Below are 25,999 nucleotides of genomic sequence, written 5' to 3'. Positions count from 1 at the left end.
CCGGCCGCCCCGTGGGGAGCCGGCGCGCGGGTGGTCGCCCGCGGACCGGACCGCACCGGACTGGGCCGTGCCGCCGGGGCCGGCCCGGGTCTCCACGGTCGGCGCGGCGGTGTCAGGCCGTCGGTGTGCCCGTGCGGACAGCGGGGCTGACCGGAGCTCCGTCCAGGTGGGCGGAGGACAGTCCGGCCTCGACCACCGCGACGGCCGCGTGGATGTCGGCCGCCGTCACCAGCGGTGTACGTCCGTGCTGGATGTCCTCGCAGAACCCGGTGAACAGCCGTCGTAGCGCGGTCAGGCCGGCGGGCCCGCCGGCCTGGCGGGAAACGAATCCGCCGCCCGCCTCGCGCACGGTGACCGAGGGGGCGTCCTCTTCGGCGAGCAGATGGCCGTGCGAGCCGAGCACGCGCAGGCTGGACGAGACGGGGGCCGGGCCCACGCCCGCGGGCGTGCGGGCGACGGTGACGGTCGCCACCACCCCGTTGCGCAGGCGGAGCGAGAGGACGGCCGCGTCCTCGACGCCGTAGGCACCGTGCGGGCCGTCGAAGAGCGGGCCGTGGGACCCGCCGCTGCTGAAGGCGACGACTTCCTCCACCTCCAGGCCGGTCAGATGACGGATCGCCAGGGCGGGGTACCACCCGAAGTTCATCAGTTCGCCACCGCCGGACAGGGCCGGGTCGCAGACGAGTTCGGGGCGCTCGACGGTGCTTCCGTCCAGTCCGCCCGCCGCGAGCCATTCCGCGTCGACAGCCAGGGGCAGACCGATCGCACCGGAGTCCACGATGCGCCGGGCGCGGGCGATCTGCGGGGAATGGAGCCGGTGCACGGCGGTGAGCAGTCCTCGGGAGCGGTCTGCCGCGTCCCACAGACGCTCCGCGTCGCGGGTGCCGGTGGCGGCGGGCTTGTCGACCACCACGTGGCGTCCCGCCTCCAGCGCCCGGACCGCGAGGTCCACGTGGCGGGTGGGTTCGCTGCACACCAGGGCGATGTCGCAGGAGGCGAGGCCCTGATCGAGGTCGAGCAGCGGGACGCCCGTCGTGCTCGCGAGCGCGGCGCTGTCCTCGGCGAAGGGGCTGTCGGCGGTGTCGGCGCAGCCGATGACCTCGATGCCGGGCAGGGAGCGCAGCAGCGGCACGTAGTCGCGGGCGTGCCGGACCCCGGACGCGATGAGGATCCTCATCTCAGCAGACCTCCTCGACGTCCACGGGGCGCCCTTCGTCGGCGCTGAGCTGGGCCGCCAGGGCGGCGGCGAGGGCGGCACGTACCTGGTGGGGTGCGGTCAGCGGGTCCGCGACACCGTCGAGCACATCGCGCAGGTGCCTGGTCTGCTCGGTCATCGCCCCCTCGATCGAGGCGGGGGCGAGGGGTGACGCGGTGTGGGCCCGGGGCTCGTCCTCGCTGCTGTGGTGCAGGGTTCCGGAGGTTCCGGAGAGCATGAGCCGGCGGACGAAGGTGCCGCGGGCGGCGAGTGCGTAGCACAGTTCGACGGTGGCGAGGGCGCCGCCGGCGAAGCGTACGAGGATCTGGAAGCTGTCGGGGGTCGGCAGGCCGGGCGCCCAGGTACGGCAGGGGCGGGCGAAGACCCGGGCCGGTTCGTCGTCCATGAGCCAGGTCAGCAGGTCGAGGGCGTGCACGCCGTTGTGGGCCACATGGCCTCCGGAGCGGGAGGCGTCCAGCTGCCAGCCCCGCCAGCCTCCGGGCCATACGTGCCCGGTGTACCAGGTGAGGTGTGCCAGGCGGGGTGTGCCTATCGCGCCCTCGGCGACCGCTTGGGCGATCTCCAGGTGGACGGGCTGGAAGCGGGCCGTCTGCGCGACGAGGAGGGGCCGCCCGGCGCTCCGCGCGGCCGCGAGGATGCGGTCGGCGTCGGCCACGCCCAGCGCGGCGGGCTTCTCCAGCAGGACCGCTCTGCCGGCGGCGAGCGCGGCCACGGAGAGGTCGGCGTGCGACTCGGGGGAAGTGCAGACGGCGGTGACGTCGATGTCGTCGGACCAGGCGGTCGCCGGGTCGGTGGACCAGGTGGCGCCTTCGGCGAGGGCGGCCAGCGCGGAGGCGCGTTCGGGGTGCCGGTCCACGACATGGGCCAGTCGCATGCCGGGGACGCCCGCGAGCGCGGTGACGTGGTCGCGGGCGATGGCACCGGCGCCGATGACGGCCACGCGGTGGTCGCCACCTCGCCGTCCGGGTCCGGGCGACCTCTTCTGTCCAGGCACAGGGCCGGAGTTCACACGCTGCTCCTCACACTCGACTTCCTTCTGAACCTAAGACATCAGACATCTGATGTCCACCTTTCGCGTCATCCCGTGGTCCGGGCCCGGAAGGGGCGGGGCCCCGCATGACCGGCGAAGGAAACACCGAGCGGCTCCCGGACCGGGTCCGGGAGCCGCTCGGTGTCGCGGTGGGCGACGGAGCGTCAGGCGGCGGGCGCCACCGCCCCGGCCGCGATCCGGATCCGTACCTGTCGGGTCACGCCGTTGACGGTGACCGCGAGCGTGACGGCACCCGACCGGAGCGCGGTGAGCGTGCCCGTGGCGGGGTCCAGAGCCGCGGTGTGACGGGGGCGCGTGCCGTCCGCCTTCCCGATGCGGACATTCGGTGAGCCGGTCCAGTCCACGCTGAGGGGGAAGGCCGCCGGCACGGTCCGGGCGCCCTGGACGACCTGCGCGCCCACCTTCGTCCGCTCGCCCGCGACGAGCGTGGAGGGGGCGTCCAGGGCCAGCTCGTCGACGTGCGCGCGGGTCTGCGCGGAGACCCAGTCGGGACCGCCCCGCCAGGGCTGCCGGCGCGCCGTGGCCTGTTCGCCGGGCGTGACGCGGTCGGCGCCGATCAGGGACCAGCCGGTGAAGCCCCCCTGGTCCGCGGGGCCGGCGGGCGCCTTGCCGGAGTTGCCGTTGACCAGGTAGGGGACCCCGTCCACGTGCGAGGCGTGGAAGACCCCGACGTGGCTGCCGACGAAAGCCGCGCCCTTGCCCGTCGTACGGCGGAAGTCGGCGAGCCACTGTTCGACGAGGGCGGCCTCCTTGCGGTCGCTCAGCTGACTTCCCTTCTGCACGGTCGGATCGCGCGGGGGCACGTGCTCGATCAGCATCACGGAGCCGACGGAGCGGTCCTTCGCCGCCGCGTCCAGCTGGGCCCGCAACTCCTCGATCTGGGCGAGGCCGCCGCCGCGCAGGCTGAGGCTCGACGTGTCGAGTGTGACAAACCGGGTGCCCTCGTGGTCGAACGTCCGCCGGGCCGGACCGAACTGTGTGATGAAGTTGTCGATCTTCCCGCCCATCACCTCGTGGTTGCCCGGCACGTAGTACCAGGGCAGGGAGTCGCCGAGTTCCTCGTCGAGGATCCGGCGGGCGAAGGCGAGGTCGGCGGGGGACCCCTCGTCGACGAGGTCGCCGTTGACCACCAGGAAGTCGGGCCGGGCCGCCTTGATCTCGCGCAGGGTGCGGCGGGCCTGCCGGACGATGGCGCTGTCCGGTTCGCGTGCCACGAACTGGGCGTCCGACATCACCGCGAACTGCCAGTCGCGGCCCTCGGTGACGGCGGCGGAGTCGATCAACGGGTCGGTGGGCTCTGCCTGTTCGGGAAGTTCCACGGTGGGCGGGACCTGGGCGGTCAGGTCGTCGATGACGATCTCGCCGGTGTACTGCCGGGCCGCGGCCGTCTCGGCGAGGTAGAAGCGGGACACCGTCAGCGGCATCGCCGCACCGGGCGGCACCGCGAAGGTGACCTGCCGCCAGCCGGTCCAGGTGATGTACGGCCCCCGCAGCAGCTGGTCGGAGCCGGCGGCGTCCTTGAGGTGCAGGGTGGGCCAGGCGCCGTTGCCGTCCCCCTTGATCCAGAGGGTGTACGCCTGTGGCTGGCCCGGTACGGCGACGGCTTGCGGCGGGGCCGCGTAGGCGGCGCGCGTGGCCGTCGAACGGGTGAAGTCGTAGGTGAGCCGGAGGCCGGTGCCGGTGTGCCCGTCCGGGGTCGCGGCGAGTGAGCCGTCGGCGCGGGCCTGGCTGAACTTCCAGGAGCCGGCGTCCTCGAAGTCCGCCACGGGCTGTTCCTCGAGGCCGACGCTCACCGCGAGGACGGTGCTCACGCCTGCCACGGTGGCCTTGATCTGTCCTGCTCCGGAGCCGGTGAGGGACCTGACGGTGAAGGACCCGCGGCCGTCGTCGCCGACGGCGAACAGCGCGTGGTCGTAGGCGAGGGTGATGTCACCCGGCTCGACGGGGGCGCTCGCGCCGTGGGCGTCGAGCCCTACGATGCCGAAGGTGCCGGTGGCCTCCCCGTCCGCCAGGCCGACGCGCGTGGTGGTGGACCTGATCCGGGCCAGCCGGTCGAGGACGGTGAGCCGGGTTCCGCCGTGGGCACCGGCCCGTTCCGCCCGGACGTCGGTCGTGCCGCTGCGGCGTGCGGTGAACGTGCCCCGCGAGTCGACGCTGCCGACCGACGTGTCGACGGCACGCCAGCGCGGTGTGCCGGCGGCGGGACCGTACGTCTCGTCGTATCCGGCCGCGGTGAGCTGCCGGGTCAGGCCGGGGAAGACCCGCTCGGGACGGCCCCCGGCCACCGGGTCGTCGCCGGGGGCGGCACCGGCCGGCGTACGGGTCCCGACCCAGAACCCTTCGAGCCGCCCGCTGCCGTCGGGGGCAGTCAGTGCGAGGCCGTTGGGGACCGTGCGCTCACTGCCGTCGGACGGGCTGTTCTCGACCTGGAGCGCGTCGCTGCCGGGCGCCCGGGCCACGAGAGTCGACGAACCTCCGCCGTCGAGGTTCAGCGCACTGTACGAGCCGGCTCCGCGCATCATCTCGCCCAGCTCGGTGAGGGTGACGCCGCCGCTGTCGGCCTGGCGTCCGTCGACGGTGATGACCTGCATCGTCCGGCCGTCCTCGGAGAACCCGACGGCGGTGCGGGGCGCCGCGGTGTTGTTGCCCTCGCCGTCGTGGTTCTGTGCCACTCCGTCGACGACGAGCAGCTCACGGCCGCCCACGGCGGTGCGGGGCACGGTTCCGCTGTCGGTGCGTGCCCGGTAGGTGATGCCGACCGGGTCCCCTGGCTCCAGAGCGGTCAGCAGGTCCGCCCCGGCCTCACGGCCGACGAGGACCAGGGCGTCCTCGGGAACGGGCCCCGATCCGGGGGTGCCTGACACGGAGACCACCTTGCCGTCGCGCACGACGACCTCGGCGACGGGCCTCGCGTCGTCCACGGTCAGGGCGCGGTCGGCGCTCCCCCAGGCGGAGGTGTAGGCGCCCACGCCCTGCGCCGGTACGTTCGCCGCGTTGTACGCGGCGAGCGCGTGCGTACCCGACGGGAGGGTCAGCGTGCCGTCGAAGTACAACTCCAGGACCCGGCCGGCGTTCCCCGGCCCGATGCCCACCGCGCGGTTGACGCCCGGGGCCGGGGAGTGGACCGTCCGGCCGTCCCGGACGCCGGGGCCCTGGGGCGCCCCGGTCTCGTTGATGTCGAAGAAGTCCGCGTTGATCGCGGCGACGGTACGGCGGCCCTTCCCCGGATCGTGCCCGGCCGCGAGCTCGGAGACCGTGCTCCGGTCCGCGACCTTGCCCGAGGAGAGGTAGTCGGCGCGTACTCCGCTGCCGTCCAGATCGACCGAGAGGGTGTCGACCCGCAGCCACTTGTCGGACTCGAGGCGGTCGTAGGAGCTCAGACGTACGCCAGGGGCTACGGGGCGGGAGGCGCGGGCGGTCTCGATGCCGTCGCCGTCCACGACGGATCCCGCCTGGCCGGACGGTCCGCTCGCGGCCGGCGGGGCGACGGGTCTGAGGATCTCGGCGGTGGTGTGCGGGCGGGGGTCCGGGGTCGAGTCGGCCGCTGCGGGGGCGACGGCCCCGACCGCCGTCGCCACCACGGTCGCCAGCAGCACGAGCGGCCGCAGGGTGGAGCGGAATGTGCCAGGGCCCACAAGTCCTCCTGGTGCGGAGCTGATTGTGCGCGGAACGCGCTGTCGGCGGCCAGCATGACCGGGCTTGGTGGGAGGCGCCAGAGCGCAACAGGGACATCAGGAGGAACAGCGCGCGGCGAGGGAGTGGACCGGGGCGGACAGGCGGGAGCGCTGCGCGCGTCCGGCCCCGTACCCGTTCCGCGCCGGTCCGACGGCTGACGTCACGTCTATTTACATCGATGTACATGCAGTTCTAGCCTGACGCGCAATCGACCGAACCGGAGGGAACACGACCGTGATCCTGCCTCTTTCGCATGCCTTCGGCCGGCGCCGCGGCACCGGCCCCGTCCAGAACCTCACCGCTCGCCGCAGGCCCGGGCGGCGATACGTCAGCCGCCGGCTACAGGTCTTCGTGCTCGCCCTGACCGGCGTGCTGAGCCTGCTGACCACCTCCGCCACGGCCACCGGCACGTCCGACGCGCCCTCCGCCATGGCCACCGGCACGTCCGACGCACCGTCCGCCATGGCCACCGGCACGTCCGGCGTCTCCTCCCCCATGGCAACCGGAACCCCGTTACGGGACGGTACGGGCCTGTACCCCCGGGCCATCCGCCTCGCGCACAACGGCGCGGCGAACGGGCGTGTCCTGACGAGCGTCGTCACCTTCGACGGCAACAACGGCATCGGCGCCATTCACGGGAGCACCGACTCGGGGAGGACCTTCCACGAGGTCGGCAGAGTCGCCGATCCGGAGTCCGCGGCCGGCCAGGGCCTCTGCTGCACCACCCTGTTCGAGCTGCCACGACAGGTGGGCGCGCTGCGGGCCGGCACACTGCTGTGGGCCTCCGCCGCCGGCCAGGACGAGGACGACCGCCGCATGGCGCTGCGGATCTGGCGGAGTGACGACGTCGGGGCCAGCTGGTCCTACCTGTCGTCGTGTGCCGTCGCGGGCGGGACGGGCGGCTTGTGGGAACCGGAGTTCTCGGTGGCCGCCGACGGCGCGCTGGTCTGCCACTACGCCGACGAGACCGACCCCGCGCACAGTCAGAAACTCGTCGCCGCACGCAGTTACGACGGTGTGCACTGGGAAGGGCACCACAGCACCGTGGCGAGCGGCTGGGAGCCCGACCGGCCGGGCATGCCAGTGGTCCGGCAGCTGCCGAACGGCACGTACTTCATGAGTTACGAGATCTGCAATCCCGGCGGGCAGTACCAGTGCGTGGTGCACTACCGGACCTCCGCCGACGGCTGGGACTGGGGAGACCCCGCCTGGCTCGGCATCCGGCCCGAGACCGCCGACGGCCGTTACTTCCGCGCCGCTCCCACCATCGCCTGGGCACCGACGCCGGGCGGCGGCTCCGACGGACGCATCCTGCTCGTCGGGCAGCGCCTGCTGAACCGGGACGGCACGCCCGCCGCCGGCAGCGGTCGTACCCTCCTGACCAACTCACGTAACGGCGAAGGGGCTTGGTCCGCCATCGCCGCACCAGTGACCGTGCCGGACCCGGAGGTGAACTACTGCCAGAACTACAGCTCACCGCTGCTGCCCTCGACGGACGGCAGGCAGGTGCTGCAGGTCGCCACCGACTTCGACGGGACGGTGTGCAGGGCGTACTTCGCGACCGGGGACCTGCCGTAGCGGGGACCGGCTCCGCACGGTGCGGGGGCGCCGCCGGGGACTGGGCGGCGCCTACATCGGCTGGAGGACCGTCCTCAACGCGCCCGTGTCGACGGCGGTGGTGAGGGCCTCGTAGGCGTCACTCGTCCGCGCGAAGCCCAGTGTCCCGGTGATGAGCCGCGAGAGGCGCTCCATGTGCGTGGGCGTGAGCGTCTCGAGGAGCCAGTGCGTGGACGCCGTGTCGACCTGGCCGGTACTGATGGTGACGTTCTTGCGCCACAGGTTCTCGAGATGCAGGGTGACCGAGGAATCGTGCATACCGATGTTGGCGATGTGACCACCGGAACGCACGGCTCTGGTGCACAGGGTGAAACTGTCGGGGCTCCCCGCCGCTTCGATGACCACATCCGCCCCGGGGCCCTCCGACAGCTCCGCTATGAGCCGGCCGGGAAGCTCCGCGGCATCGGCTCCCAGACCGGTGGCGATCTCCAGGCGGCGGGGTGACAGGTCGACCGCGACGACTCGGGCAGGGGTGAAGATGCCGGCAACGACCAGAGCGGCCAGGCCGACGGGCCCTGCCCCCACCACGACGACCACGGCGCCGGGACGGACTTTCCCGTTGCGCACGCCGAGCTCGAAGGCGGCGGGCAGTACTTCGGAGAACAGGACGGCGGTACTCCTGTCCAGGGTGTAGGGCAGCTTGTGGGTCGAATGGTCCGCGAAAGGGACACGGACGAATTCCGCCTGGGTGCCGTTCACTTCGTGCCCCAGAAGCCACCCGCCACCCTGCGTGCACTGGCCGTACGCGCCTTCCCTGCACTGCAGGCACTGACCGCAGGCGGAGATGGACGAGAGGATCACTTCGTCCCCCGGAACCACGGCGTGCACCTCGGGCCCGACTTCCATGATCTCGCCGACGGCTTCGTGCCCCAGGACCGTACCCGGCTTCACACCACCGATGTCTCCTCGCAACACGTGCAGGTCACCGACACAGACCGTGGCCGCCTCGATCCTCACCAGCGCGTCGGCAGGGTGCTCGATCTTCGGGTCCTCCACGGATTCCCAGTGTCCCTCGCCGGGGCCGTGATAAACGAATGCGTGCACCGTGCTCACTCCCTCTCCCACGCCGGCCGGCCGTACGCCGCTGGCGGCACCTCGGGGCACCGAGGGCCCTCCGTATACCGCCGTATCCCGCTGTATCCCGCCGCTGAAGATCTCCTTCTCGGTCTGCGCCCCCGCGACTTCAGTCTCCGTCCGCGAGGCAGCCCTTTCGAGAGACGGAAGGGGTAGTCCACCGGGACATTCGGTCCCCTGTCCGACAGCGACGACGCGATGCCGCCACCGGCCGGGGCATTCACGAGGGACCGGTCGGCCCTCCCATGTGCGTCGGACGGCCCTTCTACGTCCTCGTGGGCGTGCGGAGACTCGATACCGGGCGACCGCCGTTCGGATCCCAAGGGCCGATGACCGCTACAGCGGAACGGTCAGCGGGGTGGCCGCCGAGACCGTGCATGGCCCGAAAGGCTGTGACCTCATGTACGCAGCGATCGGAAGCCGGCGGTGGCGTACGCATCCTCTGCGCCGGGGGATCGACGTCCTCGAGGTCCGGCTCCTCCTTCTCCTTTCCACCCTGGTTCTGGTGTGTGCCTCGGCCATCGGCGTGGCACACGGCTGGGCCGCCTTCGAGCACGAACGGTCGGTCGCCGCCGAACAGCGCGCCGACCGGCATCTCGTACGCGCCCTGGTCCTGCGTGACGCCGCCACGTCGTCGCCCTGGGCGGACGAGTCGGGACGTTCCGAACGCGTCCCGGTACCGGTCCGCTGGACCGATGCCACCGGCCGTCACGCCACGGGGAAGGCCATGGTCGCCCCTGGGACCGAGCGCGGGGAGCGGACGAACCTCTGGCTGGATCACCGGGGCCGCGTCACCTCCGCGCCTCGCGGCGACCGCGAGGTGTGGGCCGAGGCACTGGTGCAGGGCGGGGGCATCGCGGCCGTCACCGTCGGCGCCGGTGCACTGGCCGGGCTGGCGATCCGAGTGGCGTGCAACCGGCGGCGCACGGCCGGCTGGGAGACGGAGTGGAGCAGGGTGGAACCGGAATGGAGTCGACGTGTCTGAGCCTCGACCGACGACGCGGGGCCGGCCCGCGCACGCCCTGCCGAGGAGCGTGCCCTACCAGGGGAGCCAGTGATGACGACCTCGCCTCACACCGTGAGCGACCTGATGACGCATACCGCGGTTGCCGTAGGCAGCCGGGCCTCGTACAAGGACATCGTCAGACTCCTGAACGAGTGGAAGGTGAGTGCCCTGCCCGTCCTCGCCGGCGAGGGGCGTGTCATCGGGGTGGTCTCGGAAGCGGACCTCCTGCCCAAGGAGGAGAACCGTCCCACCGGCGACTCCGCACCGGGCGACCGCCCGTTCGCGGACAGCGCCAAGGCCGACGCGCTGTACGCGGAGCAGCTCATGTCGACCCCGGCCGTCACCGTGCACGCGGACGCCACCGTTGCCGAAGCGGCACGGATCATGGCGCGACGACAGGTCAAGCGCCTGCCGGTGGTCGACAGCGGTGGACTGCTGCAAGGCATCATCAGCAGGGGTGACCTGCTCAAGGTCTTTCTGCGTTCCGACGAGGACATCGCCGCCGAGGCGCGCACCGTGCTGTCCGAGCTCCCTGCCGCCTCCGTTATCGGCGTACAGGTCGCCGACGGGGTGGTGACGCTGGGCGGAGCTCTCTCCGACCGGGCGCTGGTCCCGCTCGTGGCGCGCGCCGTGCGGGCGGTGGAGGGCGTCGTGGACATCCGCCTCGACCTCGGCGACCACGAGGCCCGTCGGGGCTCCTAGTCGGCTGCGGTCGGGGCTCCTAGTCGGCCCGTCGGAAGCGTGTTGCTGCGGGGTCACCGGGGAACGGTGATCACCGGGCATTCGGCCCGGTGCAGGAGGCCGTGGACCACCGAGCCGAGTCGCATGCCTGTGTAGCCACCGTGGCCGCGCCTACCGACGACGACGGCAAGCGCGGCCGAAGAGGCCCGAGCGAGCTCCTCCACGGGATGCCCCCGGCGCACTTCCTGTGTCGTGCCGACGTCCGGGTACCGTGCGGAACTCTCGGCGACCATGTCCGCGAGGAGACGCGTGCGCTCTTCCCGCCCTGTCTCTCCCGCCGCCTGGATGACGGGGCGCGGCCACACCCATACCGCGTGGACCGAGGCGTGCCGCAGGTCTGCCTCCTCGAACGCGAAGCGCACAGCCTTACGAGAGGACTCGCTCCCGTCCACCCCGACGATCAGCTGAGCGGGCCGCTGCGCCGTGTGCTCGGGTGATCGCACGACGACGACGGGGCAGTGCGCCTGTGCGCTGAGAGGTGCTGCCACCGAACGGGTGCTGAGGACCTCCGCCGCGTAGCCGAGTCTCCGTGAACCGACCACGATCAAGCGGGTGGGGTCGGTCGTGCGCCGGCAGAGCACCACTGCGGGCTGCCCGTCGACGAGTTCGGTCACCACGTGCGCCTCGGGCGTGAGGCGGAAGACCGTTTCGCTCGCGGCGGCCAGTGCTTCACGGCCCTGTGCCTGCAGGGAGATGTGGTGCGGCGACGAGTCCACGTGCTGGGTGTCGTGCACCGGCGGGACCGCGAGCACCAGCCGCAGCGGCAGGCTTCTGCGGTCCGCTTCGTCCGCAGCCCAGGCCAGCGTGGGCACCGAGGGGTCCAGCGGGTCTATGCCGACCACTATCTGCCGGCCGCCGTCGAAGGCCGTCACGTTACCTCCTCGGTGCCGCCCCGGGGCACGATCTCGACCGGGCAGTGGGAGTGGTGCAGCAAGGCGTGGGCGACACGGCCCGGCCCTGCGCTCACGTGGTCCTGCTCCCGGCGTCCTCCCACGACCATGAGATCGCAGCGACGGCTCGCCTCCACGAGTACGGCCGCCGCGGATCTGCCTGTCTCCACCTCGGCGGAGACGGCTGTCCCGGGGAACGCCTCACGGAGGCTCGCAGCGACGTCCTGCATCTGCTGTGCGCTCCGGCCGTCGGCGACTTCCCCCTCGTCGGGCAGGCGCGCCGTGCCGACCGCCCGCGCCAGGATGCTCCTGACTCCCAGGAGGTGCAGGCTCGCTCCCCGCAGCCGCGCCTCACGCGCTGCGGCCCCCAGCCAGTCCCTGTCCGTGGCGCCCCGAACCGCCGCCGTGACACGCTCGGTCCTCGACCAGGTGGACTCGCCGCGCACGACCACGACCGGAACGGTGGCTCCCGCCGCGACCCCGAGACCGACGGATCCGAGCATGAGCGCGCCGAAGCCGCCACGCCCCCGGCTCCCCACGACGATGCGGTCCTTCGGGCCGGCTGCCTCGTGCAGAGCCGAGACCGGCTCCCTGCGGCTGAGCCTTCCGGTGATGTCGAGGGAGGGAAAGTGCTCCCGCACCGCCGCAGCGGTCTCGTCGAGCAGTTCATGCCCCTTTCCGCGGACGCTCTCAACCGTTTCGAAGGAGGCGAATCTGGAGATCCGGTCGATATCGCCCGCGTACAGGACGCACAGCGGCTGCCGGCTCGCGTCGGCCTGGGCCGCGGCCCACAAAGCGGCCGACGTGGCGTGGGCCGAACCGTCGATACCCACGAGGACCTGTCCCTCGGTGCTCATATCCGCTCCTCATCCACATGTGCTCGTTTCTCACGGTGCCGTCGGCGGCGCGCGGACGGCAGGGCCACGGCGGTCACGTCCAGGGGCCGAAGGTCCCTGAACACCCCTGTGGCGCGGATTCCCGAACCTGCCCCACTCGGCCCTTCACGTCGGTGCCGCTCCGGGAAACGCTGGTCAGGTACGCGGAGGCCGCCGGTCCGGGCCGGCGGCCCCGTCACCCGGGAAGAAGCGGTGAGCGCCATGTCGTCGCATGCCACGGTCACGGATCTCTACGAGGCATCGATGGCCCTCTCCTACCTGCGGGAGGGCATGACGAAGGACGCCACGTTCAGCCTCTTCGTACGTGATCTGCCTCCCGGACGCGGCTTCCTGGTGAGCGCGGGGCTGGAGCCGGTGCTCGACTTCCTGACCGGCTTCCGCGTCACCTCGGACGACGCCGGGGACTTCGCGGCGGCTCTCGGGTGTCCGCCGGGCGATGCCCGCTCTCTCGTCGGCCTCGGCTTCGACGGTGAGGTCAGAGCCGTGCCGGAAGGACGGATCGTTCTGCCCGGAGAGCCCCTGCTCGAGGTCACCGCCCCTCTGCCCCAGGCGCAGCTCGTGGAGACCTGGCTGCTGAGCCAGGTCAGCCACCAGACGGCCGTGGCCTCCAAGGCGGCACGGTGTGTGCTCGCCGCCGCCGGCCGCCCCGTCGTCGATTTCTCCCTGCGCCGCGGGCACGGGCCGGAGGCAGGGATGCAGACGGCGCGGCTGGGCGCGATGGTGGGCTTCGCCGGCACCAGCAACGTGGCCGCCTCCGTCCGGTGGGGGTTGCCCGCTTCCGGCACCATGGCGCATTCGTACATCGAGGCGTTCGGCGACGAGGAGGCCGCGTTCCAGGCGTTCGCACGGAGCCGTGCCGGGCCGGTCACCTTCCTGGTCGACACCTACGACACGGCGGAGGGCGTGGTCACCGCGGCCCGTGTGCTGAACACCCTGCGGCGGGGGCCCGGTTCCGCGGTCCGGCTCGACAGCGGTGACCTGGCGGAGCTCGCCCGCCGGTCCCGCGCGATCCTGGACGGGGCGGGGCTGCCGGATGTCGCCGTCATCGCGAGTGGTGGTCTCGACGAGTACCGCGTCGACCACCTGGTGCGTTCCGGAGCCCCCATCGATGTGTACGCCGTCGGCACCAAGGTGGGCACCTCGGCCGACGCACCGTATCTGGACTCCGCCTACAAGCTGGTCGAGTACGACGGCCGTCCGGTCATGAAGCTCTCCGCCTCCAAGGTGACCGCGCCCGGACGCAAGCAGGTCCTGCGTGCGGACGGCGTGGACGATGTGATCACCCTGGCCGACGAGGAAGTGACCGGGGGCCGGGAGCCGTTGTTGCGCAGAGTCATGTCGGCGGGGCGCCGCACCGGCGCACCGGACACGCTCGCCGCGGCGCACGACCGGTTCGTCGAGGACCTGGCCGCCGTCCCGCAGCACGCGCGCCGGATCCAGGACCCGCAGCCACCTGTTCCCGCGGTCTCCGCCCGGCTCTCGGCACTGACGTCGCAGGTACGTCGCCGCTTGGAGGAGGGCGTCGAGGAACGACGTCGTGTGCGCACACTCCGGAACCGGCGTTCCGGGTGACCGGTCGAGGGAAGGGAGCCCCTGATGCCTGCTCGAAGCGCTGATGTCGCATCAGTCACCGCATGGGTCGACGCCGCCACCATGGCACCGTCGATGCACAACGCCCAGCCTTGGAGGTTCCGTTACGTTCCGGCGACGAGCCTTCTCCAGCTGCGCGTGGATACGGCGCGTTCCATGCCCCGCACGGATCCGTCCGACCGTGGCATGCACATCAGCTGTGGCGCCGCACTGTTCAATCTCCGGGTGGCGGGCGCGCACGCCGGATGGTCGACGCGCGTCCGGCTGCTGCCCGACCCGGCCGATCCCACGCTGGTCGCCACCGCGTCGTTCGCCGAGGACGAGGAGCGCGACCCGATCTCCGCTCTCCACCCGGCGATCGACCGCCGGCACAGCAGTCGGGAGCCCTTCACGGACGAGCCGGTTCCCGAGGCGCTGCTCGACGGCCTGATGGCTGCGGCACGGTCCGAGGGCGCGAACATGTCCGTTCTCGGCGAATGGGAGGTGGATTCGGTGATCGACGTGGCAAGGGAGGCCGAGCAGGACGAGTCGCTGTCGCCCGAGGTCCGCGACGAGATCGCCCGGTGGACGGGCACCGGAGCCGGTGGCTCCGACGGGATCCCGGCCTCGGCCTTCGGCCCGCGGTCGCACGGTGGCCGGGCACCGGTGCGGGACTTCGCCGCGGGGCGCCCGGTCCCCCACCGCCGGTCGGCGGTGTTCGAGCAGTCCCCCTGCCTCGCGGTGCTCGGAACGCCTCAGGACCGTGCCCAGGACTGGCTGCTCGCCGGCCAGGCCCTGGAGCGGGTGCTCCTGCAGGCGACGCTGGACGGGCTGTCCACCTCCCTGAACTCCCAGGCACTGGAACGACCCGACCTGCGCTGGCTCCTGCGGGACCCTCACGCGCCCACGGCGTCGGCGTTCCCTCAGATGCTCCTGCGACTGGGCTACGGCCCCGCGGTCCCGCCGACCCCTCGCCGCGCGGTGAGCGAGGTGCTCGAGATCGCCCCGACGGCTCTGCCGTAGGCCTGTCTCATCGGCGTGCCCGGGCCGCGGGGGCTGTCCCGGGGCCTGGGCCGGCCGGGCGCGGGCGGACGCTGCCGGCGCCGGCGAACGGCGTCAGTGGTCGCGGACCACGATGCGGCGCCCGGTCACCTTGCCGGGTGTCACCACGATCCACAGGTCCCGCTCCCCGCCGGCCCAGGGGGTGGGCACCGTGTGTGCCGCCTCGAACCGCTGGACGGTCTCCGGATCGGTGACGGCCCGGGCCTCACCGACGACCAGCACGCTCCATCCCCGGCTGAAGGCCTCGTCGATGTGATCCACCTCGAAGGCGGTCTCGTGGCCGGCCGCGTCCGCCGGGCCGGAGCCGGCCGAGGTCCTGTAGGCGATCGCCTCCCCGGTGGAGACGTAATTGACGGGAAAGACCGCCGGGCCCTGCCCGTCGGTGACGACCACCCGGCCCACTCCGTGGGTCCCGAGCAGCTTCCAGCACTCCTCCTGGCCGAGTTCCACCAGCTCCGGGTGGTAGGCCGCTCGGCCCACGCCCGGTGGCAGGTCGACCGTCCCTCCGGTGAGTTCGTCCACCGTCGTTTCGAGCGCGTTGGCCAGGCGCACCATGAAGCCCATTCCGTGGGAACCCGGCTTCGTCTCCACGTACTCGATGTACCCGGGGGCGGAAGCGGTGCGGAGCGCCAGGTCCCTGCGGGACAGGCCCAGATACTCGCGGCGCGCCGCGACACGTCTGCCGATGTCGCCCACCGCCGGGGCACCGGCCTCCTGTGGGTCCTTCTGCGGTCGGTCGGCCATGTCGGTTCACCTTCCTGCTGTCTGTACGGCGCGGTGGGCAGTCCCGGGCCTGCGAGGGCCGTGCGGGAGAACCGCCGTCAGTTCACGCTAGGTACGGATGAGCGGCACCGCACCACGGCCGTGTTCGGCTGGCGTGGCCCCGGGAGCCCGGGCACTGTGGACGGAGATGTACTCGTACGAGCGATGAGGCGGTCATGGGCAGCGATACGGAAGTCACCCCCCGCGTCGTGGTCGGGGTCGACGGCTCCGGCGCCTCCGAGGAGGCCCTTCGGTGGGCGGCGCAGCACGCACAGCTCACCGGCGCCGTCGTCGAGGCGGTGTGCGCCTGGGACACGCCCTCGGAGATCGGCTGGGCCGGCCCTGCCACGGAGGCCGGCTTCGACCTGGAGCGGGCCCGGCTCCGCTTCGCCGAGGGGATCCGTGCGGTGTTCGGCGAAGTCAAGCCCGCCGAGGTGCACGAATTCCTGGTCCGCGGTGATCCGTCCGAAGTCCTGGTGAGGGCCTCCGAAGGGGCGGAGCTGCTGGTCGTGGGCAACAGGGGGCGGGGCGGCTTCGCACGGGCCATGCTGGGCTCCGTGAGCCAGCGGTGCGCTCAGCATGCCAAATGCCCCGTGGTCGTCGTCCGCGCCGACGCCCGGGAAGCCGGCTGAGGGGCGGCCGCGCCGCAGGCCTCCCCGGGACCGCTTCAGGCTTCCCCGGGAGCGTCGAGGTGACACGTCGCGTCCACCACGCCCTCCACCGCCCTGGCCAGCCGCTCGGCCACGGGGATCAGTGCGGCGTCCCGGACGGTTCCGGTGATCGCCACGCGTCCTTCGGTCACATCGACGCCGATGCTCCGGCGTGAGACCGGGAAGAGACGGTCGACCACTTCCTGCCGCACTTCGTCGGCGATCTCCTCGTCCGTACGCAGAAACACCTTGAGCAGGTCCGCACGGCTCACGATGCCTTTGAGGACTCCCTGCCCGTCGACGACCGGGAGGCGCTTGATCCTGTGCCGGGCCATGAGCCGGGCGGCCTCGGGGAGCGTCGCGTCCGCGGGGACGGTGACGGCGGGAGAGGACATGAGATCCCGGGCGGTCAGGGCACCGGCCTTGGCGTAGTCCGTCAGGCGCTCGCTCTGGCCGATCATGGTCGCTTCCTCCCCGCGCAGTTCCTCCTTCGGCAGCAGGTCCGCCTCGGAGACCACCCCCACGACCCGCCCCTCCCCTTCGAGGACGGGTACGGCGGCCACCTGCCACTGATCGATGGCGGTCACGATCTCCTTGAAGCGTGCGTCAAGACCCACCGCGACGACCGTCCGTGTCATCACGTCGCCCACGCGGTGAGGTGATCGACGAGTCATGGCGTCGGTCCTTCCGAAACGCTCTCGCCACCGCGAGGAACCACAGCCACCGGGCACACCGCGTGATGCAGGACCGTGTGCGCGACCCTGCCGAGCTGCATACCGAAGTGGCTCTGCCGCCGCCGTGCTCCGACGATCAGCAGGTCGGCCGCGGAGGACACTCCGAGGAGGACCTTCCGCGCCGGACCCTCCGCGGTGACTCGCCGCACCGCGACGTCCGGGTGGTCGCGGACCGGGGCCGCCAGCACCTCGTCGAGCAGGGAGGACGCCTGGGCCTCGTGCTCGTGTGCGGGGCCGCCGGCGAGGAGCGGATGGTCAGCGGTCTCGTGGGAGGGACAGCGCCAGGCACGCACCACGTCCAGCTCGCACCCCCGCAGCCGTGCCTCGTCGAAAGCGAACCGCACGGCCGGCGAGCCGACATCGGTGTCGCCCACGCCGAGGACGATCCGCCCGTGCTCCCCGCCCACGCCGGCCTTGTCACCCCGTACGACGAAAACCGGGCAGGAAGCTCCGGCGGCGACGGCCAGACTCACCGATCCGAGAAGCAGCCCGACGATCTCGCCCCGCCCACGCGAGCCGGTGACCAGGGCGAACGCATCGTCGCCCTGTCTCAGCAACGCGCCGGCCGCCTCTTCCGGCAGCACCTGCGTCGTGACGTGCAGATCCGGCGTACGACGGCGGATGCGTTCGGCGGTGGAGCCGACGATGTTCTCGGCCATCACCTGCTCGTCCGGACGCGAGAGACCGGCCGCGGGGGCGGCACCCTCGTAGCGCTGCCACAAGGAGGCGTACACGATGCGCAGGGACGATCCGTGGAGCAGCGCTTCGTCGGCTGCCCAGTCCGCGGCGAGGAGACTGGACTCGCTCCCGTCCACACCGACGACCATGGGTGGAGACGACATCGATCTCACCTGCCCTTTCCTGCTTGCCACTGTCGCCACCGTCCCATCGGCGTCTCTCCGTGCGACAGGGCCGACCGGGCCCCACAGATGCCCGGGCGGCCCCGGCGCGCGGTCACTGCGGGGGCAGGTCCGTACCGCTCTCGGGCGTCAGGGGGGCCGACCACGTCACTCGGGTGCCGCCGCCCGCCGGTGTGCTGATCTCGAGGCTGCCCCCCGCTTCCCCGGCACGTTCTTCGAGGTTGTGCAGCCCGCTGAACCCGGCGTCCTCGGGGATGCCCACGCCGTTGTCGGTGACCGTCAGGGTGAGCCGCCCGGACGTGCTGTGCAGATGTACGTCGACCGAGTCGGCCCGTGCGTACCGCGCGGCGTTGCTCAGTGTCTCGACGAGCACCGCCACCACATGATCGGCGAGGGGCCCCGGGACCTGGGTCTCCACGAGCCCCTCGACACGCAGTGCGGGCGGAAAGCCGAGGGGCACGGTGGACGCTTCGACGGCCTGCGCGATGCGGCTGCGCAGACCCGACGGGCCCGTGCCCGCCGTCCCGTGGGTGCGGAGACCGAAGATGGTGGAGCGGATGATCTTGATGGTCGTGTCCAGGTCGTCCACCGCCCTGCGGAGGCGCTGCTCGGCCTGCGGGTGGGTCACGAACCGTTGTGCGCTCTGCAGGGTCATACCGGTGGCGAACAGCCGTTGGATCGCCAGGTCGTGCAGGTCACGCGCGATGCGGTCCCGGTCCTCCAGCAGAGCCGTACGTTCGGCGTCCTGGCGGCGTTCGGCCAGTTCCATGGCCAGCGACGCCTGGTGGGCGAAGGCCGTCAAGGACTCCGACTCCTCGGCCGAGAACGGCAGACTCTTCTTCCTCCGGGTCAGCAGGAGTACGCCGCGTACGACGGTTCCCGATCCGATGGGCACCGCCACCGCCGGCCCGAAGCCGGCCCATCGTGCGGTGTCCCCCTCGCTGCGCGGATCGCTTTCGATGTCGGAGCTCTCGGACGGCCCCGGATGCGCGAAGGCCGCTCCGAGGTATCCGTCCGGCGTCGGTACGAACGCCCCGTGATGCCGTTCCCCGTCGTCGCCCGTGGCCAGAACGATCCGCAGCTTGCCGGCCCCCTCCACGGGCACCGCGATCATGGCCAGGTCCGCGGGGACGTTCGCGCCGGCGTGCTCGAGGATCAGGGCCATCACCTCGGCCCGGGGGCAGCCGGACAACAGGCTGTTGGTGACCTCGGAGCCCGCGGCCAGCCAGCGTTCACGGCGGCGGGACTCCTCGTAGAGCCGCGAGTTCTCGATGGCGATGCCCGCGGCGACCGCCAGCGTCAGCAGCACCGATTCGTCCTCCGCGTCGAACTCGGCGGCACCGCGTTTCTGCGTGAGATAAATATTGCCGAACACCTGTCCCCGCACCCGGATCGGGACACCCAGGAAGGAATGCATCTGGGGATGGTGCGGTGGAAGGCCGTACGACGCCGGATGCTCGGACAGCTCTGCCAGCCGGAGGGGTTCGGGGTGGCGGATCAGCTCGCCCAGCAGCCCGTGCCCCACGGGCAGTGTGCCTATCGCGGCCCACTGCTCGTCACTCACACCCACCGGTATGAACTCCGAGAGCGTGTTCCCCTCGCCGACCACACCGAGGGCCCCGTATTCGGCGTCCACGAGAACGGTGGCTTCCTCGACGATGCGGCGCAGCACCTGCGAGAGCTCCAGCTCGCGGCCGACGGACAGGACCGCCTCCAGGAGACTGTGGATCCGGTCCCGGGAGCCACGGGCGGCGTCCACGCGGGACTGGAGCCGGCCCAGCACCTCGGCGGTGCTCAGCCCGGCGGCCGGATCGCCTTCGCTCACGACAAGCAACCTCCTGTGACGGCGTGCTGAACGCCTCCCGTACCACCGTATGGCCGACGGCGTGAAGCCGCGCCCTCCCACAGGTCGGGCCCAGCTTCCCCTGGCTGTGACCTGCGGAATCCTCTCTCCGAGGCCGGACCGGCTCCACGGAGGGATACTGGCTCTGCGACCGCGGACAGCGCCTCGGGAGGGGCGCTACGAGCACAGGGGCCAGCGATGACCGACACACCGGCCGGTACCCCCGGGGACGAACCCACCCGGGTGTTCGTGCTGGACGACCACGAAGTCGTGCGCTGCGGCCTGCGCGACCTGCTGGACTCCGAACCGGATCTCTCGGTGGTGGGCGAGGCGGCGACCGCGCAGCAGGCCATCGCTCGCGGGCCGGCTCTGCGGCCCGATGTCGCCGTACTGGACGTCCGGCTGCCGGACGGCGACGGGATCACCGTCTGCCGGGAGCTGCGTTCGCGCCTGCCTGATCTTGCCTGCCTCATGCTGACCTCGTTCGACGAGGAGGAGGCGCTCCTCGACTCCATCATGGCGGGCGCCGCGGGCTATGTGCTCAAGGAGATCAAGGGGGTCGATCTCGTGGCGGCGGTGCGGACGGTCGCCGCCGGGCAGTCGATGCTGGACCCTGCGACCACGGCGCAGCTCATGCGCTCGCTCCGTGCCCCCGCACAGACGCACCCGGAGGGGGACGAACGGCTGTCCGTCCTGTCCGAGCGCGAAAGGGCCGTCCTGGACCTCATCGGCGAGGGCCTCACCAACCGGCAGATCAGCAAGCGGCTCTACCTGTCCGAGAAGACGGTCAAGAACCACATCTCCCGGGTGCTGGCGAAGCTGGGGGTGGAGCGCAGGGTGCAGGCCGCGGTCATCGCGACACAGGCCCAGGACCAGGAGCGGACGGACGGCTGAACCGCCGTCGGCCCCTCGATCGCTTCTAGGCGGCCTCGGACGGGCCCTGCGCTGACAGCGACACCGCGTCGTGCGCGGGCGCACCGAGCACCACCTTCAGCGCGCCGGTGTCGGCCGCCCGGGAGAAGACGTCGTACGCCTCCTCCATCTGCGGGGGTGTGAAGCGGTGGGTGACCAGTGCGGGCACCGCAGGGAGCCGCCCGGCCGCCAGCATCTCCAGCAGCAGCGGGGTGGAGTAGGTGTCCACCAGCCCGGTCGTGATGGTCACGTCCTTCGACCAGAGGGTCTCCAGGTGGAGGGCCGCCGGTTTGCCGTGCACCCCCACGTTCGCGACCCGCCCGCCCGGTCGCACCATGCGTGTACACAGTTCGAAGGTCTCGGGGACACCGACGGCCTCCACGACGACGTCCGCTCCCAGGCCCCCGGTCAGATCGCTGACCAGCGCCTCGGGATCCTCGTCCGCGCCGACGGTGACGTCCGCGCCGACGGCGCGTGCGGCCTCCAGCCGGGACGGCGCGACGTCGACGGCGATCACCCGGCCGGGGGTGTACAGGCGGGCCGTCGCGATGGTGGCGAGGCCGACCGGCCCGGCTCCGACCACGGCCACGGTGTCCCCCGGTCCCACGCGCCCGCTCAGCACACCGACCTCGTACCCGGTCGGGAGGATGTCCGCCAGCAGAACGGCGTCCTCGCTGCTCACCGAGCCGGGCAGCGGGTGGACGGAGAGGTCCGCGAAGGGCACGCGGACGTACTCGGCCTGCGTGCCGTCGATGAGGTGACCCAAAATCCATCCGCCTCCGCCCAGGCACTGACCGAAGCGGTTCTCGCGGCAGAAACGGCAGCGGCCGCACGCGGTGATGCAGGAGACCAGCACCCGGTCGCCCGGCCGGACGCTCCGCACGTCGCCTCCCGTCTCCACCACTTCGCCCACCGCCTCGTGTCCGAGGACGGTGCCGGGCCTGACCTCGGGAACGTCTCCCTTCAGGATGTGCAGATCCGTCCCGCAGATGGTGACCGCGTCCACGCGGACCACCGCGTCCCCCGCGTCCTCGATGCCCGGGTCGGGGACGTCCTGCCAGGACTGCTGTCCGCTGCCGTGGAAAACGAGTGCCTTCATGACGTCGTCCCTCTTCGCTGTCGAACCGCTGTCGAACCCGCTGCCGGACCGCTGTCGGAGCGCCTGGTTCCAGCCTCGCAATCCCGCAGCCGCAGCGCCTGGGCCGGTCAGCACCCGGCCGGGGCCACCATGGCCCTCCGTGGTGGCCGACCGGGGTGCCGACGTGGGCAGCACCCGTCCGGCCCACGGCACCGCGGAAGAGCGGTCGTGCGCCTATGTACGGGAGGGCCGCGCCCCCTCGGCCGCTGCCCGGGAGCCCGTCACGGCGCGGCCTGCCCGCAGTTCGAGGTGCTCGCCGGTGAAGCGGCCGCGGAAGCTCCGGTCGTGCGAGACGACCACGACGGCTCCCCGGTACCCCGCGAGCGCCGCCTCCAGCTCCTCGACCAGGCCGAGCGCGAGGTGGTTCGTCGGCTCGTCCAGGATCAGCAGGTCCGCCGGCCGCGTGACCAGCCGTGCCAGGGCGAGCCTGCGCTGCTGCCCGACGGAGAGGGCCGCCACGGGCACGGGCAGGTCCTCAGGGCGGAACAGGCCCAGGGCCAGCAGTTCGTCCGCGTACTCGTCGGGGAATCCGGGCCGGCCCGCGGCGAAGGTGGCGAGCAGGGTGCGGCGGGTGGGCCTGACAGGTAGTTCCTGCGGGAGGTAGCCGGTCCTGCCCCGGCGCCGGACCGTGCCGGAGTCCGGCGCGAGGTCGCCGGCCAGGACGCGCAGGAGGGTGGTCTTCCCCGCACCGTTGGGGCCGGTGACCAGCAGCCGTCGGCCCGGCTCGACACGCAGGGAGCGCAGGTCGAGCCGTTCGCCGACGACGACGGAGTCCAGCTCGGCCAGGGGGCCGGAGCCGCTGTCCCCGTCCGCCGGGGAACCGTGCGCACCGGAGAGGGTGAGGCCGGCGGTGAAGCGCAGCGGCCTGGGAGGCGCCGGGACGGGTGAGCGGCGCAGTTCCTCCAGCCGGGTCCTGGCGGCCCTGACTCGGCCCGACAGCTTGGCCTCGTGCGACCTGCGGTGCTTGCCGAAGCCCTGGCCGGGGTCCTTGCCGGTGCTCGCGAGTCGTTGGCCGGCCGCACTCACCAGCTCTTCGGTGCGGGCCAGTTCGGCCAGCCACTCTTCGTGGTCCTGGGCCCATCGGCGGCGCGCGGCGGCCTTCGCCGTACGGTAGCCGTCCCATCCGTCGCCGTACCGGGAGACGCTCCGCAGGTCGCGGTCGACCTCCAGGATCACGGTGGTGATCCGCTCCAGGAACGCCCGGTCGTGGGTGACGGCGACCACGGTGCCCCGGTGGGCGCGGAGGTGGTCCTCCAGCCAGTCCACGGCGGCGGCGTCGAGGTGGTTGGTGGGCTCGTCGAGGAGCAGGAGCTCCGGCGCGGCGGCCAGTACGCAGGCCAGGGCCAGCCGGGACTGCTCACCGCCGGACAGCGTCCCGAGTGCGCGCTCCCGGGTGAGGTGGCCGAGCCCGAGGCCGTGCAGCGCGGCGTCGGTCCTGGCGTCCGCCCGGTATCCGCCGCGCTCCTCGTACGCCGTCAGCAGATCTCCGTACGAGGCGAGTTGGGCGTCGGTGGGATTCCGGGCGGACATCTCCTGCTCCGCCGCTCGGATCTGCCGTTCCAGGGAGCGGAGTGCGGCGAGGGCCGCGTCGACGGCGTCCTGGACGGTGCTGCGGGGGTCGAGGGTGAGCATCTGCGCGAGGTAGCCGGTGCCGCCCGGGAAGCTGACGGTGATGTCACCGCTGTCCGGGGCCTCGGCGCCGGCCATCAGCCGGAGCAGGGTGGACTTGCCCGAACCGTTCTCGCCGATGACGCCGGCCTTCTCGCCGGGACGGACGGTGAGGGACACCTGGTCGAGGACGGACCGGTCGCCGTACGCCTTGGAGACGTCGGACATGGCGAGTTGGGTGCGGGGGTGCTGAGGAGGCATGGGTGCTTTCCCTGAAGTGACAGGCCCTCGGCGGCGCACACATCGACGTCAGGGACGGAGGCGCGCTGCGGGGCCGGGGTGTCGGACGGCGGAGAGGACTGCGGCCGACGGTGTGCCCCTGCGGGTCACACGGCGGCGCTCGGCGTCGCGCGGCGGCGTCCTGGCCGGGAATCAGAGAAAGAAGTAGTACGAACCCATGGCACCCATTGTAACCATGCCCCGGGCGGCCCCCGATGGGCGCTGGGTGCGGTCCACCGGGGTCGTCCGCTCCGGGCGGGACGGGGCCGCAGGGGTTTTGAAGGCAGCGCCGTCCGCGCCGGCCCGGGTCACCCCGTCGACTCGTCCGGGGTGGGGTGTTCCGGGTGGACGCCGGCATTGCGGGCGCCGCTGCGGCCCGAGCCTGCCTCGTCGGGGTCGGGCCTGTCGGCGTCGGGCCCGGCGTCCGTCCCGGGACGTTCGGTACCCGGCGGAAGGATCACGTCGAGGGCGTCCTCGCCGTCCTGGGCCTGCTGGTCGGGCATGTCGGCGGGGACCGGCGGCGGGCTGCCCTTCGCCCCGGTGTAGGCGGTTCCCTGGGGCCTGCGGTCGGTCATTCACTGCTCCCGTCGTGCGTGTCCCGCTCCGGTGCGGGGCGGGTGTCGCACCTCGCGTACCCCCTGCGCCCCGGGCGACGCATGCCCGTCCCGCCGCGCCCGGGGCACTGGCCGCTCAGCCCCGGCTGATCTCGAAGTGGTCGACGCGCTCCCCCGACTCGGCGAGCGCCGTGACCTTCATCCGGGCGTTCCGGCCGGTCTCCACCTCCACCGCGAGGAACGAGAAGCCTGTGTAGCGCACCCGGGACCACTCCACGGTCTCGGCCGCCTTACCCCCGCCCTTGACCACGTGGTACGTGTTCACGCTCTCCAGGTCGGAGACATGGCCCTCGTAACTGTCCGGTGCCGGGAAGTCGTACAGCGCCTTGCCCGCGCCGCCGGCCGTGACGTACACGATGCCGTCCCGCGTCGGGTCGGTGCGCTCACCGATCGGAACCGGGCGCCGGACCGCGTTCTTCAGGATCGCGTCGGTGCGCTCGTAGACGTGGTTGTGTCCGTTGATGACCAGGTCCACCTGGTGCTTCTCGAAGAGCGGCACCCAGGAGTCGCGCACCCCGCCGTCCGAGGCGTGCGCGTTGGTCGTGGAGAACGCGCAGTGGTGGAAGAACACCACGATGAAGTCGATGTCGTCGCGGGCCCGCAGCTCGCCCAGGCGCCGGTCGAGCCAGCGCGTCTGCCTGCCGCCGCTGATGCCGAAGTTGGCCGGGATCTCGTACGAGACGTCGTTGGCGTCGAGCGCGATCACACCCACGTTGCCGTGGCTGAAGGAGTAGGCGCCGGGCTGGCCGACCGGGTCCGGACCGTTGGCCGGCAGCGTCCAGCGGGCGTTCTGGCCGCCGTAACCGTCGGGCGAGTACCAGGCCTCCATGTCGTGGTTGCCTGTGGTCACCATCCACGGAACGGTCTTGGACACCGTCTCGGTCTGGGCCAGGAACTGGTCCCAGGTGCGGGCGTCGTAGGAGTCGGTGGTCTGCCCGGAACCGGACGGGTCGGCGTAGCAGATGTCACCCGCGTGCAGGTGGAAGGCCGGGTTCTGGCCCAGGATCAGCTGGTCGTTGCCGAGCGCGTGGTAACTGACGCCCTGGTCGCCGAAGGCCGTGAAGGTGAAGGACTCCGCGCGGGCGGGCGCGGTGGTGAGGGTGCCGAGCGTGCCGAGGTTGCGGGTGTCGGCGGGGTCGAACCCGTCGTGGCCCACGCCGTAGTAGTACGTCGTGCCCGGCTTCAGCCGCTCCAGGGCCGCGTGCACGTAGAACTGCTCGGCGGCCGCGATCTTGCCGTCGTTGAGCAGAGGCGTCGTCAGGTGCCGCACCTCCGCGTCGATCCTGCGGCTGAGCTCCCACGGCTTGAGACCGATCCGGATGTACGGCCGCTTCACCGCGAAGGGGACCTGCCAGGAGACCGTCATCTGCGTCTTCGCGTCCGCCCCGTACGCGAGGTGCCGGCCGAAGGGGGCGACCAGCGCCCCGTCCACATGTGCCGAGCCGGCGCGCGACGTCACCGTCTCCGGGGCGGCGGCGTACGCCGGCGGGGAGGCGAGGCCCGAGGCCAGGCCGGTGCCGGCAACGGCCGCGGTCGCCACGCTCGTACGGAGCACACGGCGCCGGGTCAGCCGGGCGCGCAGGTATGCGTGCTGCTCGGCCATGCTCATGCGGTCGGCGAGCTTCTCGGGGATTCCGAAACGGGGGATGTCCATGGCAGAGAACATCCATGGGGTTCCTGACGGCATTCCGTCGGATGAGTGAACGCTACACGTACAAGACCCCATGAGTCCTTATGGTGAACATGACGTGACGTCAGGTGGGACGCCGCGGCGCGGGCCGTCCGGACGGGGCGCGCAGAAC

General features: G+C 72.2%; 21 protein-coding genes. 7 read left to right on the top strand and 14 right to left on the bottom strand.

From position 1 onward, the window contains the following. Positions 1–112: 112 nt before the first annotated feature. From ACIRD8_RS06150 to ACIRD8_RS06140, 3 genes are all read right to left on the bottom strand, one after another. Positions 113–1,177, bottom strand: coding sequence for a Gfo/Idh/MocA family protein (locus ACIRD8_RS06150; protein ID WP_403986800.1), 1,065 nt, complete (start codon positions 1,175–1,177; stop codon positions 113–115). Position 1,178: 1 nt separating this feature from the next. Then, positions 1,179–2,156, bottom strand: a complete 978-nt coding sequence (locus tag ACIRD8_RS06145) for a Gfo/Idh/MocA family protein (protein ID WP_403986797.1) — start codon at positions 2,154–2,156, stop codon at positions 1,179–1,181. 254 nt (positions 2,157–2,410) lie between these two features. Next, positions 2,411–5,902, bottom strand: coding sequence for a phosphodiester glycosidase family protein (locus ACIRD8_RS06140; RefSeq protein ID WP_403986794.1), 3,492 nt, complete (start codon positions 5,900–5,902; stop codon positions 2,411–2,413). 274 nt (positions 5,903–6,176) lie between these two features. Here ACIRD8_RS06140 and ACIRD8_RS06135 point away from each other — a divergent pair, with 274 nt between their 5' ends. After that, complete coding sequence (locus tag ACIRD8_RS06135) at positions 6,177–7,520, top strand: exo-alpha-sialidase (RefSeq protein ID WP_403986791.1); 1,344 nt, start codon at positions 6,177–6,179, stop codon at positions 7,518–7,520. Positions 7,521–7,571: 51 nt separating this feature from the next. On the opposite strand, the gene ACIRD8_RS06130 is transcribed toward ACIRD8_RS06135, so the two are convergent. Continuing rightward, positions 7,572–8,603, bottom strand: a complete 1,032-nt coding sequence (locus ACIRD8_RS06130) for an alcohol dehydrogenase catalytic domain-containing protein (protein WP_403986788.1) — start codon at positions 8,601–8,603, stop codon at positions 7,572–7,574. A gap of 430 nt (positions 8,604–9,033) precedes the next feature. On the opposite strand from ACIRD8_RS06130, the gene ACIRD8_RS06125 reads away from it, so the two are divergent. Together ACIRD8_RS06125 and ACIRD8_RS06120 are read left to right on the top strand one after the other, a co-directional pair. Next, positions 9,034–9,618, top strand: coding sequence for a hypothetical protein (locus ACIRD8_RS06125; protein WP_403986785.1), 585 nt, complete (start codon positions 9,034–9,036; stop codon positions 9,616–9,618). Between the two features lie 72 nt (positions 9,619–9,690). After that, positions 9,691–10,341, top strand: coding sequence for a CBS domain-containing protein (locus ACIRD8_RS06120; protein WP_403986782.1), 651 nt, complete (start codon positions 9,691–9,693; stop codon positions 10,339–10,341). Between the two features lie 53 nt (positions 10,342–10,394). Here the strand turns inward: ACIRD8_RS06120 and ACIRD8_RS06115 are convergent, their stop codons facing one another. Both ACIRD8_RS06115 and ACIRD8_RS06110 read right to left on the bottom strand, forming a co-directional pair. After that, positions 10,395–11,252, bottom strand: coding sequence for a universal stress protein (locus tag ACIRD8_RS06115; protein WP_403986779.1), 858 nt, complete (start codon positions 11,250–11,252; stop codon positions 10,395–10,397). Continuing rightward, positions 11,249–12,127, bottom strand: a complete 879-nt coding sequence (locus ACIRD8_RS06110; protein ID WP_403986776.1) for a universal stress protein — start codon at positions 12,125–12,127, stop codon at positions 11,249–11,251. The genes ACIRD8_RS06115 and ACIRD8_RS06110 overlap by 4 nt, the downstream gene beginning before the upstream one ends. A gap of 240 nt (positions 12,128–12,367) precedes the next feature. Between ACIRD8_RS06110 and ACIRD8_RS06105 the strand changes: the two genes are divergently transcribed. After that, positions 12,368–13,738, top strand: coding sequence for a nicotinate phosphoribosyltransferase (locus ACIRD8_RS06105; protein ID WP_403986774.1), 1,371 nt, complete (start codon positions 12,368–12,370; stop codon positions 13,736–13,738). 24 nt (positions 13,739–13,762) lie between these two features. Next, complete coding sequence (locus ACIRD8_RS06100; protein WP_403986771.1) at positions 13,763–14,758, top strand: Acg family FMN-binding oxidoreductase; 996 nt, start codon at positions 13,763–13,765, stop codon at positions 14,756–14,758. A gap of 93 nt (positions 14,759–14,851) precedes the next feature. Here ACIRD8_RS06100 and ACIRD8_RS06095 read toward each other — a convergent pair whose 3' ends face one another. Then, the gene (locus ACIRD8_RS06095) at positions 14,852–15,541 is read right to left on the bottom strand and encodes a helix-turn-helix domain-containing protein (protein WP_403986768.1); all 690 of its coding nucleotides are present in this window, start codon (positions 15,539–15,541) and stop codon (positions 14,852–14,854) included. Positions 15,542–15,735: 194 nt separating this feature from the next. On the opposite strand from ACIRD8_RS06095, the gene ACIRD8_RS06090 reads away from it, so the two are divergent. Continuing rightward, a complete protein-coding gene (locus ACIRD8_RS06090; protein WP_403986765.1) occupies positions 15,736–16,191 on the top strand; it encodes a universal stress protein in 456 nt (151 codons plus the stop codon). 35 nt (positions 16,192–16,226) lie between these two features. On the opposite strand, the gene ACIRD8_RS06085 is transcribed toward ACIRD8_RS06090, so the two are convergent. From ACIRD8_RS06085 to ACIRD8_RS06075, 3 genes are all read right to left on the bottom strand, one after another. Beyond that, positions 16,227–16,883 (bottom strand): CBS domain-containing protein, encoded by a 657-nt coding sequence (locus ACIRD8_RS06085; protein ID WP_403986762.1) that lies wholly within the window; start codon positions 16,881–16,883, stop codon positions 16,227–16,229. Then, entirely contained in the window at positions 16,880–17,785 is a 906-nt protein-coding gene (locus ACIRD8_RS06080) for a universal stress protein (protein ID WP_403986759.1), read from the bottom strand. Before ACIRD8_RS06080 ends, ACIRD8_RS06085 begins: the two co-directional genes overlap by 4 nt. A 112-nt stretch (positions 17,786–17,897) precedes the next feature. Continuing rightward, positions 17,898–19,628 (bottom strand): GAF domain-containing protein, encoded by a 1,731-nt coding sequence (locus ACIRD8_RS06075; RefSeq protein ID WP_403986756.1) that lies wholly within the window; start codon positions 19,626–19,628, stop codon positions 17,898–17,900. A gap of 216 nt (positions 19,629–19,844) precedes the next feature. On the opposite strand from ACIRD8_RS06075, the gene ACIRD8_RS06070 reads away from it, so the two are divergent. Next, positions 19,845–20,540, top strand: a complete 696-nt coding sequence (locus ACIRD8_RS06070; protein WP_403986753.1) for a response regulator — start codon at positions 19,845–19,847, stop codon at positions 20,538–20,540. 25 nt (positions 20,541–20,565) lie between these two features. On the opposite strand, the gene ACIRD8_RS06065 is transcribed toward ACIRD8_RS06070, so the two are convergent. The 4 genes from ACIRD8_RS06065 to ACIRD8_RS06050 all read right to left on the bottom strand — a co-directional run bounded on the left by ACIRD8_RS06065 (position 20,566) and on the right by ACIRD8_RS06050 (position 25,851). Continuing rightward, entirely contained in the window at positions 20,566–21,657 is a 1,092-nt protein-coding gene (locus ACIRD8_RS06065) for a zinc-dependent alcohol dehydrogenase family protein (protein ID WP_403986750.1), read from the bottom strand. 213 nt (positions 21,658–21,870) lie between these two features. After that, positions 21,871–23,565: a ribosomal protection-like ABC-F family protein gene (gene abc-f / locus ACIRD8_RS06060; RefSeq protein WP_403986747.1), complete on the bottom strand. Its 1,695-nt coding sequence runs from the start codon at positions 23,563–23,565 to the stop codon at positions 21,871–21,873. Positions 23,566–23,891: 326 nt separating this feature from the next. Then, a complete protein-coding gene (locus tag ACIRD8_RS06055) occupies positions 23,892–24,158 on the bottom strand; it encodes a hypothetical protein (protein ID WP_403986745.1) in 267 nt (88 codons plus the stop codon). 115 nt (positions 24,159–24,273) lie between these two features. Beyond that, positions 24,274–25,851, bottom strand: a complete 1,578-nt coding sequence (locus ACIRD8_RS06050) for a purple acid phosphatase family protein (protein ID WP_403986742.1) — start codon at positions 25,849–25,851, stop codon at positions 24,274–24,276. Between the last annotated feature and the right edge of the window lie 148 nt (positions 25,852–25,999).

Origin of the sequence: Streptomyces sp. NPDC102451 (genome assembly GCF_044765485.1) — a bacterium.
Classification (GTDB): Bacteria; Actinomycetota; Actinomycetes; order Streptomycetales; family Streptomycetaceae; genus Streptomyces.
This window is presented reverse-complemented; position numbering and strand designations above follow the sequence as displayed.